The organism is Stutzerimonas sp. CXK-1, from assembly GCF_057738225.1.
On sequence record NZ_CM173217.1, the window covers coordinates 1,855,820 to 1,870,117 of the forward strand.

General features: G+C 64.3%; 11 protein-coding genes, 1 tRNA gene and 1 pseudogene. 4 read left to right on the forward strand and 9 right to left on the reverse strand.

Annotated elements, in window-relative coordinates; all coding sequences use genetic code 11:
- Window positions 1-103 precede the first annotated feature (103 nt).
- Entirely contained in the window at window positions 104-1,294 is a 1,191-nt protein-coding gene (locus AC0KXH_RS08800) for an MFS transporter (RefSeq protein ID WP_488224510.1), read from the forward strand.
- Between the two features lie 46 nt (window positions 1,295-1,340).
- Here AC0KXH_RS08800 and AC0KXH_RS08805 read toward each other — a convergent pair whose 3' ends face one another.
- Both AC0KXH_RS08805 and AC0KXH_RS08810 read right to left on the reverse strand, forming a co-directional pair.
- A complete protein-coding gene (locus tag AC0KXH_RS08805) occupies window positions 1,341-2,033 on the reverse strand; it encodes an RES family NAD+ phosphorylase (RefSeq protein WP_061339595.1) in 693 nt (230 codons plus the stop codon).
- On the reverse strand, window positions 2,027-2,431 hold the full coding sequence (locus AC0KXH_RS08810) for an antitoxin Xre-like helix-turn-helix domain-containing protein (protein ID WP_488224511.1): 405 nt from the start codon (window positions 2,429-2,431) through the stop codon (window positions 2,027-2,029). Before AC0KXH_RS08810 ends, AC0KXH_RS08805 begins: the two co-directional genes overlap by 7 nt.
- 198 nt (window positions 2,432-2,629) lie before the next feature.
- On the opposite strand from AC0KXH_RS08810, the gene AC0KXH_RS08815 reads away from it, so the two are divergent.
- Window positions 2,630-2,716: transfer RNA gene (locus AC0KXH_RS08815), tRNA-Leu, on the forward strand.
- Window positions 2,717-2,835: 119 nt separating this feature from the next.
- Here AC0KXH_RS08815 and AC0KXH_RS08820 read toward each other — a convergent pair.
- The 4 genes from AC0KXH_RS08820 to AC0KXH_RS08835 form a co-directional block, all read right to left on the reverse strand.
- Entirely contained in the window at window positions 2,836-5,085 is a 2,250-nt protein-coding gene (locus AC0KXH_RS08820) for an ATP-dependent DNA helicase (protein ID WP_488224512.1), read from the reverse strand.
- A gap of 2 nt (window positions 5,086-5,087) precedes the next feature.
- The gene (locus AC0KXH_RS08825) at window positions 5,088-6,719 is read right to left on the reverse strand and encodes a VRR-NUC domain-containing protein (protein WP_488224513.1); all 1,632 of its coding nucleotides are present in this window, start codon (window positions 6,717-6,719) and stop codon (window positions 5,088-5,090) included.
- A gap of 136 nt (window positions 6,720-6,855) precedes the next feature.
- A complete protein-coding gene (gene hemN / locus AC0KXH_RS08830; RefSeq protein ID WP_212543173.1) occupies window positions 6,856-8,244 on the reverse strand; it encodes an oxygen-independent coproporphyrinogen III oxidase in 1,389 nt (462 codons plus the stop codon).
- A gap of 173 nt (window positions 8,245-8,417) precedes the next feature.
- Window positions 8,418-10,043 (reverse strand): methyl-accepting chemotaxis protein, encoded by a 1,626-nt coding sequence (locus tag AC0KXH_RS08835; RefSeq protein WP_488224514.1) that lies wholly within the window; start codon window positions 10,041-10,043, stop codon window positions 8,418-8,420.
- A 519-nt stretch (window positions 10,044-10,562) separates the two neighbouring features.
- Between AC0KXH_RS08835 and galU the strand changes: the two are divergent.
- Window positions 10,563-11,398: pseudogene (gene galU / locus AC0KXH_RS08840) on the forward strand (UTP--glucose-1-phosphate uridylyltransferase GalU).
- Window positions 11,399-11,449: 51 nt separating this feature from the next.
- Here the strand turns inward: galU and AC0KXH_RS08845 are convergent.
- Complete coding sequence (locus tag AC0KXH_RS08845) at window positions 11,450-11,878, reverse strand: VOC family protein (RefSeq protein ID WP_041105685.1); 429 nt, start codon at window positions 11,876-11,878, stop codon at window positions 11,450-11,452.
- 54 nt (window positions 11,879-11,932) lie between these two features.
- On the opposite strand from AC0KXH_RS08845, the gene gorA reads away from it, so the two are divergent.
- Entirely contained in the window at window positions 11,933-13,291 is a 1,359-nt protein-coding gene (gene gorA, locus AC0KXH_RS08850) for a glutathione-disulfide reductase (RefSeq protein WP_061339589.1), read from the forward strand.
- Between the two features lie 47 nt (window positions 13,292-13,338).
- On the opposite strand, the gene AC0KXH_RS08855 is transcribed toward gorA, so the two are convergent.
- Together AC0KXH_RS08855 and AC0KXH_RS08860 are read right to left on the reverse strand one after the other, a co-directional pair.
- Entirely contained in the window at window positions 13,339-13,830 is a 492-nt protein-coding gene (locus AC0KXH_RS08855) for a copper chaperone PCu(A)C (protein ID WP_041105683.1), read from the reverse strand.
- Window positions 13,831-13,929: 99 nt separating this feature from the next.
- Window positions 13,930-14,097 carry a hypothetical protein gene (locus AC0KXH_RS08860; RefSeq protein WP_165563508.1) on the reverse strand — a complete coding sequence of 56 codons (168 nt, stop codon included), beginning with the start codon at window positions 14,095-14,097 and terminating at the stop codon, window positions 13,930-13,932.
- Window positions 14,098-14,298 lie beyond the last annotated feature (201 nt).

Below are 14,298 nucleotides of genomic sequence, written 5' to 3' on the forward strand. Positions count from 1 at the left end.
TGATCGGTAAGCTGTGCGGTTTCTCGTCCATTCGGTCAAGAGTCGTTCTGACTTAGGCAACATTGCCTGGCTTGCCGGATATCGATGGCAGGTAGGCAAAACAATGCGATTGAAGTGGTCTGCGGTTCCCTGGGTGTGTTTCGCCATGTGCGTCGGCGTCATGGGGACCGCACTGATTTCGCCCTTGTACCCGCTCTATCAGACGCTGTGGTCGCTGCGCACCAGTGAGGTGTCGCTGCTCTATATCGTCTACATGCTCGGCGCGCTGGTAGGGCTGCTGTTCATGGGGCGCCTGGCCGATTCCCAGGGTTTTCGCCCGGTCATGCTTTTCGGGCTGGCGCTGGGCTGGGGCGGCACGCTGCTGTCGATGCTGTCATGGGATCTGGGCGCACTTGGCGCCGCTCGCTTCGCTGTGGGCCTGTCGTCGAGCCTCATCGTCACCAGTGCCTCGGTAGGGTTGATGCAGGTCTTGCGCACGCGCAGCCCTCAGTACGTTTCCACGCTGACCAGCTTTCTCCTCGCCTTTGGCTTCGGGCTCGGGCCGATCAGCGGCGGCCTGACGGCACAATGGCTGCCGCAGCCGCTTGTCACGACCTACATTCCGACCCTGCTGCTCGGGGTGTTGGCTATTTACGGTCTGCTCAAAGTGCATACGAATGAGCCTGGTGCTGCCGCAGCGTTTCGTTGGCAGGCACTGGCGCCGAGGCTGACCTGGCCGGAACGTCGCGATACCTTTGCCTTTGTCCTGACCTGTTGCTGCCCGTTCTTCGCGTTTGGTGTGTTTGGCTTGTACGCCTCGATGTCGCCGCTGTTCATCGACAAGATGCTGCCCTGGCATGGCCCTGCTGTCAGCGGTTGCTCAATCGGAGTGATCCTGATGATGTCGGCTGCGGTCCAGCTGCTCAGCGCCCGCCTGAGCCTGCATTGGTGCGGCTCGCTCGGTTTGCTCGCCGTGGTACTGAGCAACGCCTTGCTGGTATTCAATTTCCAGGCGATGTCGGTGGCGCTGTTCGCCGTTGGGGTGCTCGCTGCCGCCGTTGGCCACGGCCTGTGCCTGCTGGCCGGCATCAGCATGGTCAACCGCATCGCCAGCCCGGCGCAGCGCGCCGGATTGATCTCCACCTATCTGGTCAGCGGCTATGTCGGCAGCATCGCGCCACTGCTAGGCGCGGGCTGGCTGGCTGATCATTTTGGCCTGCAAGCCGCGATTACCGCACTGGGCCTGGGCGTGGTCGCCACTGCCTTGCCGGCAGGCGTGGCCTTTTTGCGCCATCCGCGCATGCGCAACGACTGAATCCATAGAGGCCAAGCGCCAGCGCGGGCAGCTTGCCGGCCTGTAGTCAAATGGCGCTGATCGCACTCACGCTGCAAATGCGTCCATTCCATACCATTTCGTAGTGGGCAGCCTGAATGATGGCTGTCACCGGTCGCGGCGTCATTAGCGCCCAGCAAGCGTGCCCCGGATGGCGCACCGAGTGATAAAACAGGCCCGGGCAACCCTCCTGCCTGGCCCGCCGGCCGAGCAGCCGGGCGTCGGTATAGTCGTCCGGGTCATAGATCGGGTCGCTGACGGGCAGGGCGGTGGCATCGAGCATGCCGGCTTCACCGAACTGGCAGGACAGCCCGCGAAAGACGAAGCGCTCGTAGCTCAGCCCATCGACTGCTGACCAATAACGATCCTGGTGGTAGCGCACTTCGGCGATGGCCGTCTCCATGGTATCGGCCAGGTAGAGCACGCCATAGGTGCCGTCGCTGAACCGCGAACCCGCCGGGTTGACGTGCGTAAAGGGCGCCGTCGCATAAGAACAGCCAGGAATACCGAAAGGAATCTCCTGGCGCGGAATCAGCTCGAGCTGGCCGATCTCGTTACGCAGCCGAGGGTTGGTCAGCGCCTGTAGTTGAAACAGCGTTTCGAACTCATCCGCGTCGGCAACGTCATCGAAAAGCGAGATCGGAGGAAACTTCGAGTTGACCAGCCGATAGGCTTGCCGCTGCGCAGGGCCTTTGCGCCGCAGCTGGTGCGGCGCTACCACTGGGCACCGCGCAGGCTGTCGATACGTCTAAATGCCTCATACAGGGAGATCATGTCACCCTGGGCCATGACCTCGAGTGGAGAGCGCCCATTGAAGAACTCGTTATGGTTCGGCAGCCGGGGAAAGCCGTAGACGTTGTCCGGATTGTCGAAGATCAGTCGCAACGCGGCGTGGATATTGAGGATGAAGCTGATGCGCTGCAGCTGATCCGGATCGAGACTGACCGACCAGTCTCGATTGTCCGCCCGGGCCCTTGCATAGGTGCTGCGGGAAATGCGCAGGATGCTGCAGGCCTGTTCGGTGGAGGCCTGCCATTTCTCGAGTACGTTCAGCGCGGCCCGAAGACCGGCCGCGCACTGGTCTTTGGAAAAGGTCGCTGGTTGTAAAATCGCTGACATGTGCCGTTCCTGTGTGTCCATGGATGCAAACATAGCAGATGTTGTATCTGAGGACAAAAAAGAAGGGCTCGATCGTTTACCGAAAAAGCGCCCCGAAGCCGGCGCTGCCGACTGCCAAGCGAAAGCCATACCCGTTCTGCCTCGCCGGTTGCGCCTGCGAGGGAGGCTGGTTATAGTCCTGCGCCCACCACGCATCCCGCCCGGATGGCGAAATTGGTATACGCAAGGGACTTAAAATCCCTCGTCCGAAAGGATATGCGGGTTCGACCCCCGCTCCGGGCACCAATACCCCTGCAAGATTCCGCATGCTTCGCCTGAGAGCCTTGTGCTCGGCGCGCGTCGAGCGTCGTTTTGCCCTATGCGCAGCCTTCCTCTGTTCGCGGTTGCTGTCGCAGCGTTCGTACTCAATCGATCAGCCACCACGACGGCAGCAGGCGCAGGCTTCTTGCTTGGGCGAAGCGGTCGTCGATCAGGTGGATCACGCCGCTATCTTCGGGCGTGCGGATCACTCGGCCGGCCGCCTGGATCACCTTCTGCATGCCCGGGAAGAAGTAGGCGTAGTCATAGCCGGCGCCGAAGCGTTTTTGCATGCGCGCCCTGATCTGCTCGTTGACCGGGTTCACCTGCGGCAGGCCGAGGGTGGCGATGAACGCGCCGATCAGGCGAGTGCCGGGCAGGTCGATGCCTTCGGCGAAAGCGCCGCCGAGCACGGCGAAGCCGATGCCGCGGCCGTCTTCGGTGAAGCGCTCGAGAAAGGCACTGCGGGCCGTCTCGTCCATGTGCCGGGTCTGCAGCCAGCAGGGAATGTCGGCGTGTAGTTGGCAGAACAGATCGGCGACCTGCTGCAAGTAATCGAAGCTGCTGAAAAACGCCAGATAATTACCCGGTCGTTCCCGGTACTGCCGTGCCATGCGCTCGACGATAGGGTCGAGCGAGGCCTGGCGGTCGGCAAAGCGCGTGGACACATCGCGTGCAAGATGCACCGCCAGTTGCTCGCCGCGGAACGGTGGCTCGACGTCGAGCCAGGCGTGCACGGCGGGGATACCGAGCGTGTCCTGGTAGAAGTGCCTTGGTGTCAGGGTTGCCGAGAACAGCACGGTCGAGCATGCCTGAGCTATGCGCGGTTCGAGGAAGGGGGCGGGAACGACATTGCGCAGGCACAGGCGCGACGCCCGCCGCTGGCCCTTGACGAGCAGTGTGCAGTCGATGAGCGAGTGATCGCCGAAGAGTTCGGCGATGCGGCAGAAGCGCATCGCCGAGAAACAGGCCTCGCGCAGTTCAATGCCCAGTGCATCGGGCTTTTCGCCGAGCAGTTCGGTGGCCTCTCCAACCAACTGTTGCAGCGCAGCCAGCAGCTTGGCGGGCAACGCCGGCAGTACGGTGTAATCGTGCAGTTGCTCGCGGTGGACCTCGTTCCAGCAGCGTCCGACCCTGCGCAACGCTTTCGCCAGCGGCGCCGGGGCCTGCCCGGCCAGCCCGCTGAACATGCGCTGGTCGAGCTCGGCACTGTACATGCCGCGAGCGCGTTCGAGCAGGTTGTGCGCTTCGTCCACCAACACGCCGACGCGCCATTCGTTGTCCTGCATCAGGCCGTGGAGCAGGGCGCTGAGGTCGAAGTAATAGTTGTAGTCACCGACGATCACGTCGGCCCAGCGGGCCATCTCCTGGCTGAGGTAGTAGGGGCAGACCTGGTGCGCCAGGGCAATCTCGCGCAGTGTCGCCTGGCACAGCGAGCCGCGGCGAACCGCCGCCAGCCGCGCCGCCGGGAGCCGGTCGTAGAAGCCGCTGGCCAACGGGCAGGACTCGCCGTGGCAGGCTTTGTCCGGGTGTTCGCAGCTTTTCTCCCGGGCGATCAGCTCCAGCACGCGCAGGGTCGGTACCTGAGCGCTTTCCAGACGAGCGAGTGCGTCCAGCGCCAGCGCGCGGCCAGAGGTTTTCGCCGCCAGGAAGTACAGCTTGTCCAGCGCTTGCCCGGGCATTGCCTTGAGCAGCGGAAACAGCGTGCCGAGCGTCTTGCCGATGCCGGTCGGAGCCTGCGCCAGCAAGGGCGTGGCGGTACAGGCAGACTTGTATACGGCTTCGGCGAGTTGCCGTTGGCCCTGGCGAAAGCTGGGGTAGGGGAAGCCAAGGGCAGCCAGCAGCCGATCGCGTGTTTGCCGGTGTTCCAGCTCCTGCTCGGCCCAGGCGAGAAAACGCTCGCATTGAGTTTCGAAGAATTCACGCAGCGCATCGGCGTCGTGATACTCGCTGAGAGTGGTCTCCTTCTGGGTGAGTATGTCGAAGTAGACGAGCGCCAGCTCGACGCCCGGTAGCTGGCGAGCCTGGCACAGCAGCCAGCCGTAGACCCTGGCCTGCGCCCAGTGCAGCTGACGATGATTGGCCGGTTGCCGCGCCAGATCGCCGCGGTAGGTCTTTATCTCTTCGAGGCGATTGCGCTTGGGGTCATAGCCGTCCGCGCGGCCACGCACCGTCAGGCTCCGGTAGCTGCCCTGCAAGGCGACTTCGCGCTCATAGCCGGCTGCGCGCCGGGACGTCACGCGCTGATGCCCGGCAATCCCCTCCTGCGCCGTTGGCGAAGGCGTGAAGCGAAGGTCGAGGTCGCCCTCCTTGGCGCTGAATTCGCACAGCGCACGCACCGCGACGCGGTAGGCCACGTTCAGTCCGCCCGCGTCACGTGGCAGACGCTGATTGGCAGCTCGTGCCGCAGGGCGTATTCGATCCAGCGCTGCTGGTTGTCTTGCAGCCGGTCCCCGGGCCCCTTGACCTCGATCATGCGATAGCGTCGCTCGGCCGGCCAGAACTGCACCAGGTCCGGAAGCCCGGAGCGGTTGCTCCGCACATCGGTGAGCATGCGCTGGAAGATCAGCTTGAGATGGTGCGGCGCGATGCATGTCAGCGCCTGCTCCAGCAGCTGTTCGCCGACTACGCCCCACGCCACGAAAGCGCTGTGGATGCCGGACTTCTCGCGATAGGTTCGCCAGATCCAGCTTCGATAGGCATCAGTGTCCAGACGCGCCAGGCATTGCCGGAAAAGCGCGGCTCGGCGCTGATAGAAGTCCGGCCGGTCCAGGTCCGCTGGCGCCCAGTGGAAGGGGTGGAAAAAGGCACCAGGTAGGGGGGCGAACAGGGCGTCCCAGCAGAGCAGGCCGAACAGTGAGCCGAGCAGGGCGTTCTCCACGTAATGCACGGGCGCCTGAGGCTGGCTCAAGTGGTCGCGCACCGCTTGCTCGACGCGGATGCCGTCCAGGGCCAGCCTGAGATCCAGCCGCTCGACGGTCGTGCGTCGTTGGCGCGGCGCTGGAGCTCGGCCCAGGCAGCGCTGCAGTCGGGGAATGATTCGCTGCAGGTGCTGCGCCTCCTGTTCGCTCTCCGGCGCGGCGGCCGCGCGCTCGGCAAGTTCGAGTGCCGCCTCGGGCTGATCGCAACGCTCGAGTACGCGGATGGCGCGTTCGCGCGCGCCCGCATTGGGGTTTTCGGTGTGAACACGCAAGGCTCCGGCCAGCTCGCCCTGGCGCTCCAGTTGCTGGCCGAGGCGCAGCAGCAGCTTGCCGCGCCGTGCTTCGAGCCAGGGATTGGTGAACGCCTCCCGCGGAATCGCTTCCAGCACGTCCGCCACTGGCTCGCCGCGCTCGAATGCCTCGCGACAGCGATGCAGATGCAGATAGGCATCGATGTCCTCGCGGCGGTGAAAGGCGCGAAAGGCCGGGGAAAAATCCACCTGCTCGTAGCGATAGATGCCCAGGTCGGCGAGCACGAATTCAGACCAGTCCTGGCGTAGATTGCCAAAGAACATCAGTCGCAGGCGCTCGCACCAGTCGCCGATGCATAGCTGGAAGACCCGATCGCCAAGTGCCGGACACCAGTCGCCCAAGGCGCGCTCGCCTGTCAGCCTTTCGCCCAGATGGTCGAACAGCTCGCTTTTGCGCATCCCGCTCATGCCGGTCAGGGCGAAGGCGCGCAAGAGCTCTGTTTTGTTCAGCAAGGCGAACAGCTGTGCGCCGCTCAACAAGGGTGCGGTGTCGAGCCAGCCGAGCGCGGCCAGCGGATCGGCTGCGGCGTGTGGGCAGCCGATCTCGGCGTAGTCGAGCTTGCTGGCGCGAAACAGCTCGCCCTTGCGCATGACCATTCGCACCAGCAGGGCACGTGAAGCTTTCGGCAGGTCGGCAAAGGCCGCGACAAAGGCGCGCTCGGCCTCGTCCAGCAGGTCACCGTGGCGCTGGAACACCCAGTCGAGCACCTGCTGGAAGTTGTCGAGGTAATAGAACGGATTCGGTAGGGATGCGCGCATGACACCGGGGACGCCAGGCCCCAACGACGACTGAATGGGGCTGGCTATTTATACAGGTCTCTGGCGCTTTGGCAATGCCCGGTCGATCAGCGGAGCAGTCGCTACCCCGATGCGTGAGCACCGGGGTAGCCCGGCCTCATACGGTCCGCGAGAAACGGCCTCGTTGTTCGCCGCCGAGGTAGGCGTCGAAGGCCATCGCCACGTTACGCATCATCAGCTGACCCTGCGGCATGAGCTCCAGTGCCTGGTCGGTGATGCGCACCAGGCCGTCGGCGACATGCTCGTCGAGCTTGGCCAGCGAGTCGGCGAAGTACTCGGTGAAGTGGATGCCGTGCCTCGCCTCGATCGCCGCGAAGTCGATCCGTCCATGGCACATCAGCGCAACGATCACGTCGCGACGGATGCGGTCATCCTCGCTCAGCTGATAGCCGCGGTGCACCGGCAGCAGGCCCTCGTTCAGGCGCGCGTAGTACTGCGAAAGCTCCTTGACGTTCTGGCTGTAGCTGTCGCCGACCTTGCCGATCGAAGAGATGCCCAGGCCGATGAGGTCGCAGTCGGCATGGGTCGAGTAGCCCTGGAAGTTGCGTTGCAGCGTGCCGTTGGCGCGCGCCAGGGCCAGCTCGTCATCCGGCAGCGAGAAGTGGTCCATGCCGATATAGACGTAGCCGGCGGCAGTCAGTCGGCGAATGGTCAGCTCGAGCAGCTCGAGCTTGCGCTCGGGCGGCGGCATGTCCTCGGGGCGGATGAGCTTCTGCGCGCGCACCAGCTCAGGCAGGTGTGCGTAGCTGTAGGCGGCGATGCGGTCCGGGCGCAGCGCGATGATCTTGTCCAGGGTCGTATCGAAGCTCTCCACCGTCTGCAGTGGCAGGCCGTAGATCAGGTCGACGCTGACCGACTTGAACTTGGCCGCGCGGGCGGCCTCGACCAGCTCGCGGGTCTGTTCCTCGCTCTGGATGCGGTTGACCGCCGCTTGCACTCTGGCGTCGAAATCCTGCACACCGAAGCTCAGACGGTTGAAGCCGAGTGCGCGCAATTCCTGGATCTGCTGCGGGCTGATGGTGCGCGGGTCGACCTCGAGGGAAAACTCGTGATCGTCGCTGTCGTCCATGTTGAACGCCTGGTGCAGCGTGGCCATCAGGTCGGCCAGCTGCTCGCTGCTCAGATAGGTCGGCGTGCCGCCGCCGAGGTGCAACTGGGTCAGTTTGCGCGAGCGGTCGAACAGGGCCGCCTGCATGGCAATCTCGCGCTTGAGGTAGTCGAGGTACTCGGCGGCCCGCTCGGTCTTGTGGGTGATGATCTTGTTGCAGGCGCAGTAGTAGCACAGGCTCTTGCAGAACGGGATGTGGATGTACACCGACAGCGGCTTGGGCGGCCTAGCCTCGTTGCTGGCGCGTGCGGCGTTGCGGTAATCATCGGCGGCGAAAGCCTGGTGAAACTGCGGGGCGGTCGGGTAGGACGTGTAGCGCGGGCCGGGGCGGTCGTACTTTTCAACCAGCGCGCGGTTGAACGTGGGGGTCTGGTCCATGGAAGCGGTTCACCTTCGAATGCTCTTCTTAAAGGCGGCGCGGTGCACGTAAGGCCGGCCGTTCGTCTAGGCGCGGATTATCACCGATCCGGCCGCATCGACCGACTGTTTCAGATCAAGAAGACCTGAGTTGGCGACCACCTGCAGTCCGGGTGGCCGCCAATCGCCTGGGCTCAGAGGCGGAACTGGCCGACCAGGCGCTTGAGCTCGGCGGCCAGCTGCACCAGTTCTTCGCTGATCTGCGAGGTCTGCGTGGCGTCGGCCGAGGTAGTGTCGGCGATCCGGCTGATGGTGGTGATGTTGCGGTTGATCTCTTCGGCGACCGCGCTCTGCTGCTCGGCGGCGGTGGCGATCTGCGTGTTCATCTCGTTGATCGTGCCCACCTCGTCGGCAATCGCGCCAAGGCTTTGCGCGGCGCGAGCCACGCAGTCCGAGCCGGAGCGCGCACGCGATTGCGCGGCGACCATCGCCTGTACGGCATTGCCGACGCCCTGCTGCAGCTGCTCGATCATGTGCTGAATTTCTTCGGTCGACTTCTGCGTACGCGAGGCCAGCGTGCGCACCTCGTCGGCGACCACGGCAAAGCCACGCCCCTGCTCGCCGGCGCGGGCCGCTTCGATGGCCGCGTTGAGGGCGAGCAGGTTGGTTTGTTCGGCGATGCCCTTGATCACGCCGACCACGGTGTCGATGCTGGCGCTGTCGGCTTCGAGCTGACGCACCACTTCGGCCGCCTTCTCGATGTCCTGGATCAACGTGTCGATGCCATCGAGCGCCTCGCTCGCAACACGCACGCCGGCCTTGGATTCGTTGTCCGCGCCGGTCGAGGCCGTGGCGGTCTGGCTGGCGTTGCGGGCGACTTCCTGCACCGTGGCGCTCATCTCGTTCATCGCCGAGGCGACCATGTCGGTCTCGCTGCGCTGTTCCATCACCGCGCCGAGGGTTTTCTCGGCCACGTTGGAAACCCGTCCCGAGACGTCGGTGAGCTGCTGGGTGACCGCCGCAACGGCCTCCAGGCTGCCGCGGAATTTGCCGATCATGCGATTGAAGGCCGTTGCCATGGCGCCGATTTCGTCGTGCGCGCCGACCGTCACGCTGCGGCTGAGGTCCTCGTCGCAGGTCATGGCTTCCATGGTGTGGCGCATGTCGGTGATGCGGCTGATGATCACCCGGCGCACGGTGTAGATCATCACCGCGACGCCGGCGAGCAGCAGGACCAGCTGTACGGCACCGAGCAGCTGCAGGTTGCGGTTGACCTGCTGGTCGAGTGCGTCGAGGTCGTAGGCGATGCGTACGGCGCCCATGACGCTGTCTTCCGGAACCTGATGGCAGCCCAGGCAGTTGGTGCCGCGATAGTCGCTGTGCGCGAGAATCGGGTTGATGACCGTCAGCACGCGGCGCCCGTCGTCCTGCTTGGTGACCTTGACGATGGCCTTGCCGGTCAAGGCTGCACGATCCAGCGCATCGACCGGCGCCTGGTGATCGAAGCCGGGGCCAAAGGTCTTGATCACCGGCTCGCCGCGGATGATGCGGGCGTCGATCACGCCTGGGCGCGCCAGCGCCTTCTTACGCAGGACTTCGCGCTGGGCCATGGTGCCGGTCAGCATCATGGTGTTGATGCTGTCGAAATAGGAGTCTGCCGCGTCCTTGGTCTGTTGCTCGACGACCTGCAGCACGAGTTTCTTTTCGGCGTCGGCGGCAACGAACAGGGAGGCCGACATGATCAATACCAGCACCGCCAGCAGCGCCAGGTTGATCTTGGTTTGAACGGACATTTGCCGGGAAGCGGAGGTACTGGTCATGGTTTTCCTTGGGTCCACTGCTGCGGGCGTGTGATCCGGCCGCTCGACCTGTTCTTGTAATTCGACGATTCGGCGCGCAGGCGACAGAGCTTGCCTTGTTCGCCCAAGCTATCGGCGCAAAGTCCCTGATCTTTAGGAGGTTTTACGCCCATCCAAAGTTGGATGGTGGCGATATGATATTGAAGCCCGCTCGCCAGGTAAGGGCGGCTTCGACCAATGGCCGACGCAAACGCGCTTGCCTTGATCCAGGTCAGCCGAGGCGGCGGTTTTCCAGCAAGGAGCAGTATTTTTTCGCAAGCGCGAGCGGCAGCATTTACAGCCGCCTGGACGGGACGTAGCTTTGCCGGCGCATCGGCGGGCATCGCCCTGGTGAGCCGGTCGGCTTGCGCCTGCGGGAGGGGCGCGAACCGGCGGGTGATTCGGTGGTCGTAGCCTCAGCGTCGGTTGCCTGCGCGGGCTTCCGAAGTTGCTGCTTTTGCGGGCAGTGCACCAACTGGAACCTTTCTATCAAGGACTCTCATGATCAAGAAATGCCTTTTCCCCGCAGCCGGTTACGGCACGCGTTTCCTTCCCGCGACCAAAGCAATGCCCAAGGAAATGCTGCCGGTGGTCAACAAGCCGCTGATCCAGTACGGCGTCGAAGAAGCCCTGGCCGCCGGCCTCAAGGAGATCGCCATGGTCACCGGGCGCGGCAAGCGTTCGCTCGAGGACCACTTCGACATCAGCTATGAGCTGGAACATCAGATCCGCAACACCGACAAGGAAAAGTACCTGGTCGGCATCCGCAAGCTGATCGATGAGTGCACCTTCTCCTACACCCGCCAGATCGAGATGAAGGGCCTGGGTCACGCAATTCTCAGCGGGCGCCCGCTGATCGGTGACCAGCCGTTCGCCGTGGTACTGGCCGACGACCTGTGCATCAACCTCGGTGGCGACCCGGTGCTGGCGCAGATGGTCAAGCTGTACAACCAGTTCCGCTGCTCGATCGTGGCGATTCAGGAAGTCCCGCCGGAGAAACCAGCAAGTATGGTGTGATCGCCGGCGAGATGATTCGCGACGATATTTTCCGCGTCAGCCACATGGTCGAAAAACCCAAGCCGGAAGACGCGCCGTCGAACCTGGCGATCATCGGCCGCTACATCCTGACGCCTGACATCTTCGACCTGATCGAGCAGACCGAGCCGGGCAAGGGCGGCGAGATCCAGATCACCGACGCGCTGATGAAACAGGCCCAGGACGGCTGCGTGCTGGCCTACAAGTTCAAGGGGCAGCGTTTCGACTGCGGTAGCGCCGAGGGCTACATCGAAGCGACCAACTTCTGCTACGAGAACTTCTACCAGACCGGCAAGTTCTGATCGCCTTGGCGATTTCTTGATCGATAAAGGGCTGCCGGCGGCGGCCCTTTTTCATTTTCCGACCGCTGCAAGCGCCTCGGCACCCGGCCCCAGCGGCTGGCCGTAGCTGAACTCGATGTAGTGGCCGGCCGGATCGCGCACGCCGCAGTAGTAGCCAACCGGGTAGGGCTCGTCGCGCGGTTCCCAGATCAGACAGCCGGCTTCGCGGGCCAGGTCGGCGATCGCATCCACTTCCGCCCGGCTGGCCAGGGCAAAGCCGAAATGGCTGTAATCGTCCGCCGCCAACTGGCGGTCGGTGCCGCCGGGCATGATGACAAAAATGAACTCGCGTTCGCGGCCGGGTTCGGCCATCCAGACGATGCGCGAGCCCTTGCCCGCGCGCTCGTGGAATACCTGCATCCCGCAGAAGCGCTGGTAGAAGGCGATGCAGGCGTCCAGGTCAGCGACGTGCAGGGCCAGATGGGTGAGGGTGGGGCGCATGCGAGGGACCTCCATGGAGGGTATGCTTTCGGTTCTCAAAGGAGACAACGACTCATGGCTTACGACTTCGATCTTTTTGTCATCGGTGCGGGCTCCGGTGGCGTGCGTGCGGCGCGCTTCGCAGCGGGCTACGGTGCCAGGGTGGCGGTGGCCGAAAGCCGCTATCTGGGCGGCACCTGCGTCAATGTCGGTTGCGTACCGAAGAAACTGCTGGTGTTCGGGGCTCACTATGCCGAAGACATCGGTCAGGCGCAGGGCTATGGCTGGACCATCGACGGCGCCACCTTCGACTGGTCGAGCCTGATCGCCAACAAGAACCAGGAGATCCAGCGCCTCAACGGCATCTACCGCAACCTGCTGGTCGACGGTGGCGTGAGCCTGTTCGAAGCACATGCGCGCCTGGTCGATGCCCATACCGTCGAGGTCGCCGGCCAGCGCTACAGCGCCGAGCACATCCTGGTGGCCACCGGTGGCTGGCCTTTCGTCCCCGAGATTCCCGGCCACGAGCATGCAATCACCTCCAATGAGGCGTTCTACCTGGAGCGACTGCCACGCCGCGTGCTGGTCGTCGGCGGGGGCTACATCGCGGTCGAATTCGCCTCGATCTTCCATGGCTGCGGCGCCGACACCAAGCTGCTCTATCGCGGCGAGCTGTTCCTGCGCGGTTTCGATGGTTCGCTACGCGATCACATCAAGGACGAGCTGATCAAGAAGGGAATGGACCTGCAGTTCAAGTCGGACATCGCCCGCATCGACAAGCTGGCCGATGGCAGCCTGCTGGCGACCTTGGAGGACGGTCGCACGCTGGAGGCCGACTGCATTTTCTATGCGACCGGCCGGCGGCCGATGCTCGACGGACTCGGGCTGGCCGAGCTGGGTATCGAACTCGACGAGCGTGGCTTCATCGCCGTCGACGAGGAATATCGGACGTCGGTGCCATCGGTGCTGGCCATCGGTGACGTCATCGGCCGGGTGCAACTGACACCGGTCGCCCTGGCCGAAGGCATGGCCGTCGCACGGCGGCTGTTCAAGCCGGAGGAATACCGCAAGGTCGATTACGCGTTGATTCCGACCGCGGTATTCAGCTTGCCGAACATGGCGACCGTTGGCCTGACCGAAGAGCAGGCGCGTGAGCGTGGCTACAAGGTCACTGTCTACGAGAGCCGTTTCCGCCCGATGAAACTGACCATGACGCAAAGCCTGGAGCGCAGCCTGATGAAGCTCGTGGTCGACGCCCAGACCGATCGTGTGCTCGGCTGCCATATGGTCGGGCCGGATGCCGGCGAGATCATGCAGGGGCTGGCTGTAGCGCTGAAGGCCGGAGCGACCAAGCGGGTGTTCGACGAAACGCTCGGGATCCACCCGACGGCGGCGGAGGAGTTCGTCACCATGCGCACGCCCGCGGCGATCTGAGGCGAGGGGGCGAGGCGGGCCGCTGCCGGGGCGGCCGCTCGCTTCCTTCAGTGATGGCTGTGAGCGCTGCCGGCCGGCGCGTTTTCCTGAATCGGCACCTCGACGGTCTGCTCCCCGGCATGCTCGAACTTCAGCGTGACCGGGAACCGCTCGCCGGCCACCAGCGGCTGTTTCAGGCCGAACAGCATGACGTGATAGCCGCCCGGCGCGAACGCGACGCTGCCGCCGGCGGGAACCTTGACCTCATCGACCTTCACCATGCGCATCACATCGCCTTCGTGCTTGTGCATATGCAACTCGGCACGCTCGGCGCGCGGCGTCTGGGCACCGACCAGGCGATCATCGGTCTGCCCCTGGTTCTGCAACTGGAAGTACACCGCGCCGGTCGGAGCGCTGGGCGGCATCGCGCGCGACCAGGGCTGGGTGATGGTTATCGAACCCTGCATGGCATGACCGGCATGCGCGTGGGATTCATCGGCAGCCGAGGCGGCCAGGCAAACCGCGCTCAGCGCGCCGGCGGTCAGAAGGCGAAGCAGCATGAGAACACTCCCGAAAAGATCGAAGCGCGAACCATAGCATGCGTTCAGCGCACTGGCGTTGACCTGCCGCAGCTGGCCTCCAGCCCTCGAATGAGCCGTTCAGCCCGGCTGCGTCTCCTCGTCCGGATCGCTGACGCTCTGGTTGCCGTACGGTGTTCCGGGCTTGTAGTCATCCAGCTCGTCGGCACAGGGCACTTGCGGAATGTCGCCCGGTTTGTCGTGCAGCACCGGGTCAGGTTGCGGTACATCGGGCTTGGGGTGAGTCATGCCGAAGGTCTCCTTCAAACTGGGCGAACTCCCGCAGTCTAGACGCTGCCCGGGGCAGCCGCCGGGTGTCGCCTGCAGCGCTCGCGCGCTCTGCGTCGCGCTGAACTTTCGCCACCTGACCGGCTCGGAATAGAGAGCCCGGACGATTGCCGGTCGGCCGGGCGCTCCATCGATCACGGATCCGTTTGCCGGCAGGAGGCG

Coding starts and splice junctions, on each gene's coding strand:
- AC0KXH_RS08800 (WP_488224510.1), top strand. CDS start 104: ATGCGATTGAAGTGGTCTGCGGTTCCCTGGGTGTGTTTCGCCATGTGC.
- AC0KXH_RS08810 (WP_488224511.1), bottom strand. CDS start 2,431: ATGTCAGCGATTTTACAACCAGCGACCTTTTCCAAAGACCAGTGCGCG.
- AC0KXH_RS08825 (WP_488224513.1), bottom strand. CDS start 6,719: ATGCGCGCATCCCTACCGAATCCGTTCTATTACCTCGACAACTTCCAG.
- hemN (WP_212543173.1), bottom strand. CDS start 8,244: ATGGACCAGACCCCCACGTTCAACCGCGCGCTGGTTGAAAAGTACGAC.
- AC0KXH_RS08835 (WP_488224514.1), bottom strand. CDS start 10,043: ATGACCAGTACCTCCGCTTCCCGGCAAATGTCCGTTCAAACCAAGATC.
- AC0KXH_RS08845 (WP_041105685.1), bottom strand. CDS start 11,878: ATGCGCCCCACCCTCACCCATCTGGCCCTGCACGTCGCTGACCTGGAC.
- gorA (WP_061339589.1), top strand. CDS start 11,933: ATGGCTTACGACTTCGATCTTTTTGTCATCGGTGCGGGCTCCGGTGGC.
- AC0KXH_RS08855 (WP_041105683.1), bottom strand. CDS start 13,830: ATGCTGCTTCGCCTTCTGACCGCCGGCGCGCTGAGCGCGGTTTGCCTG.
- AC0KXH_RS08860 (WP_165563508.1), bottom strand. CDS start 14,097: ATGACTCACCCCAAGCCCGATGTACCGCAACCTGACCCGGTGCTGCAC.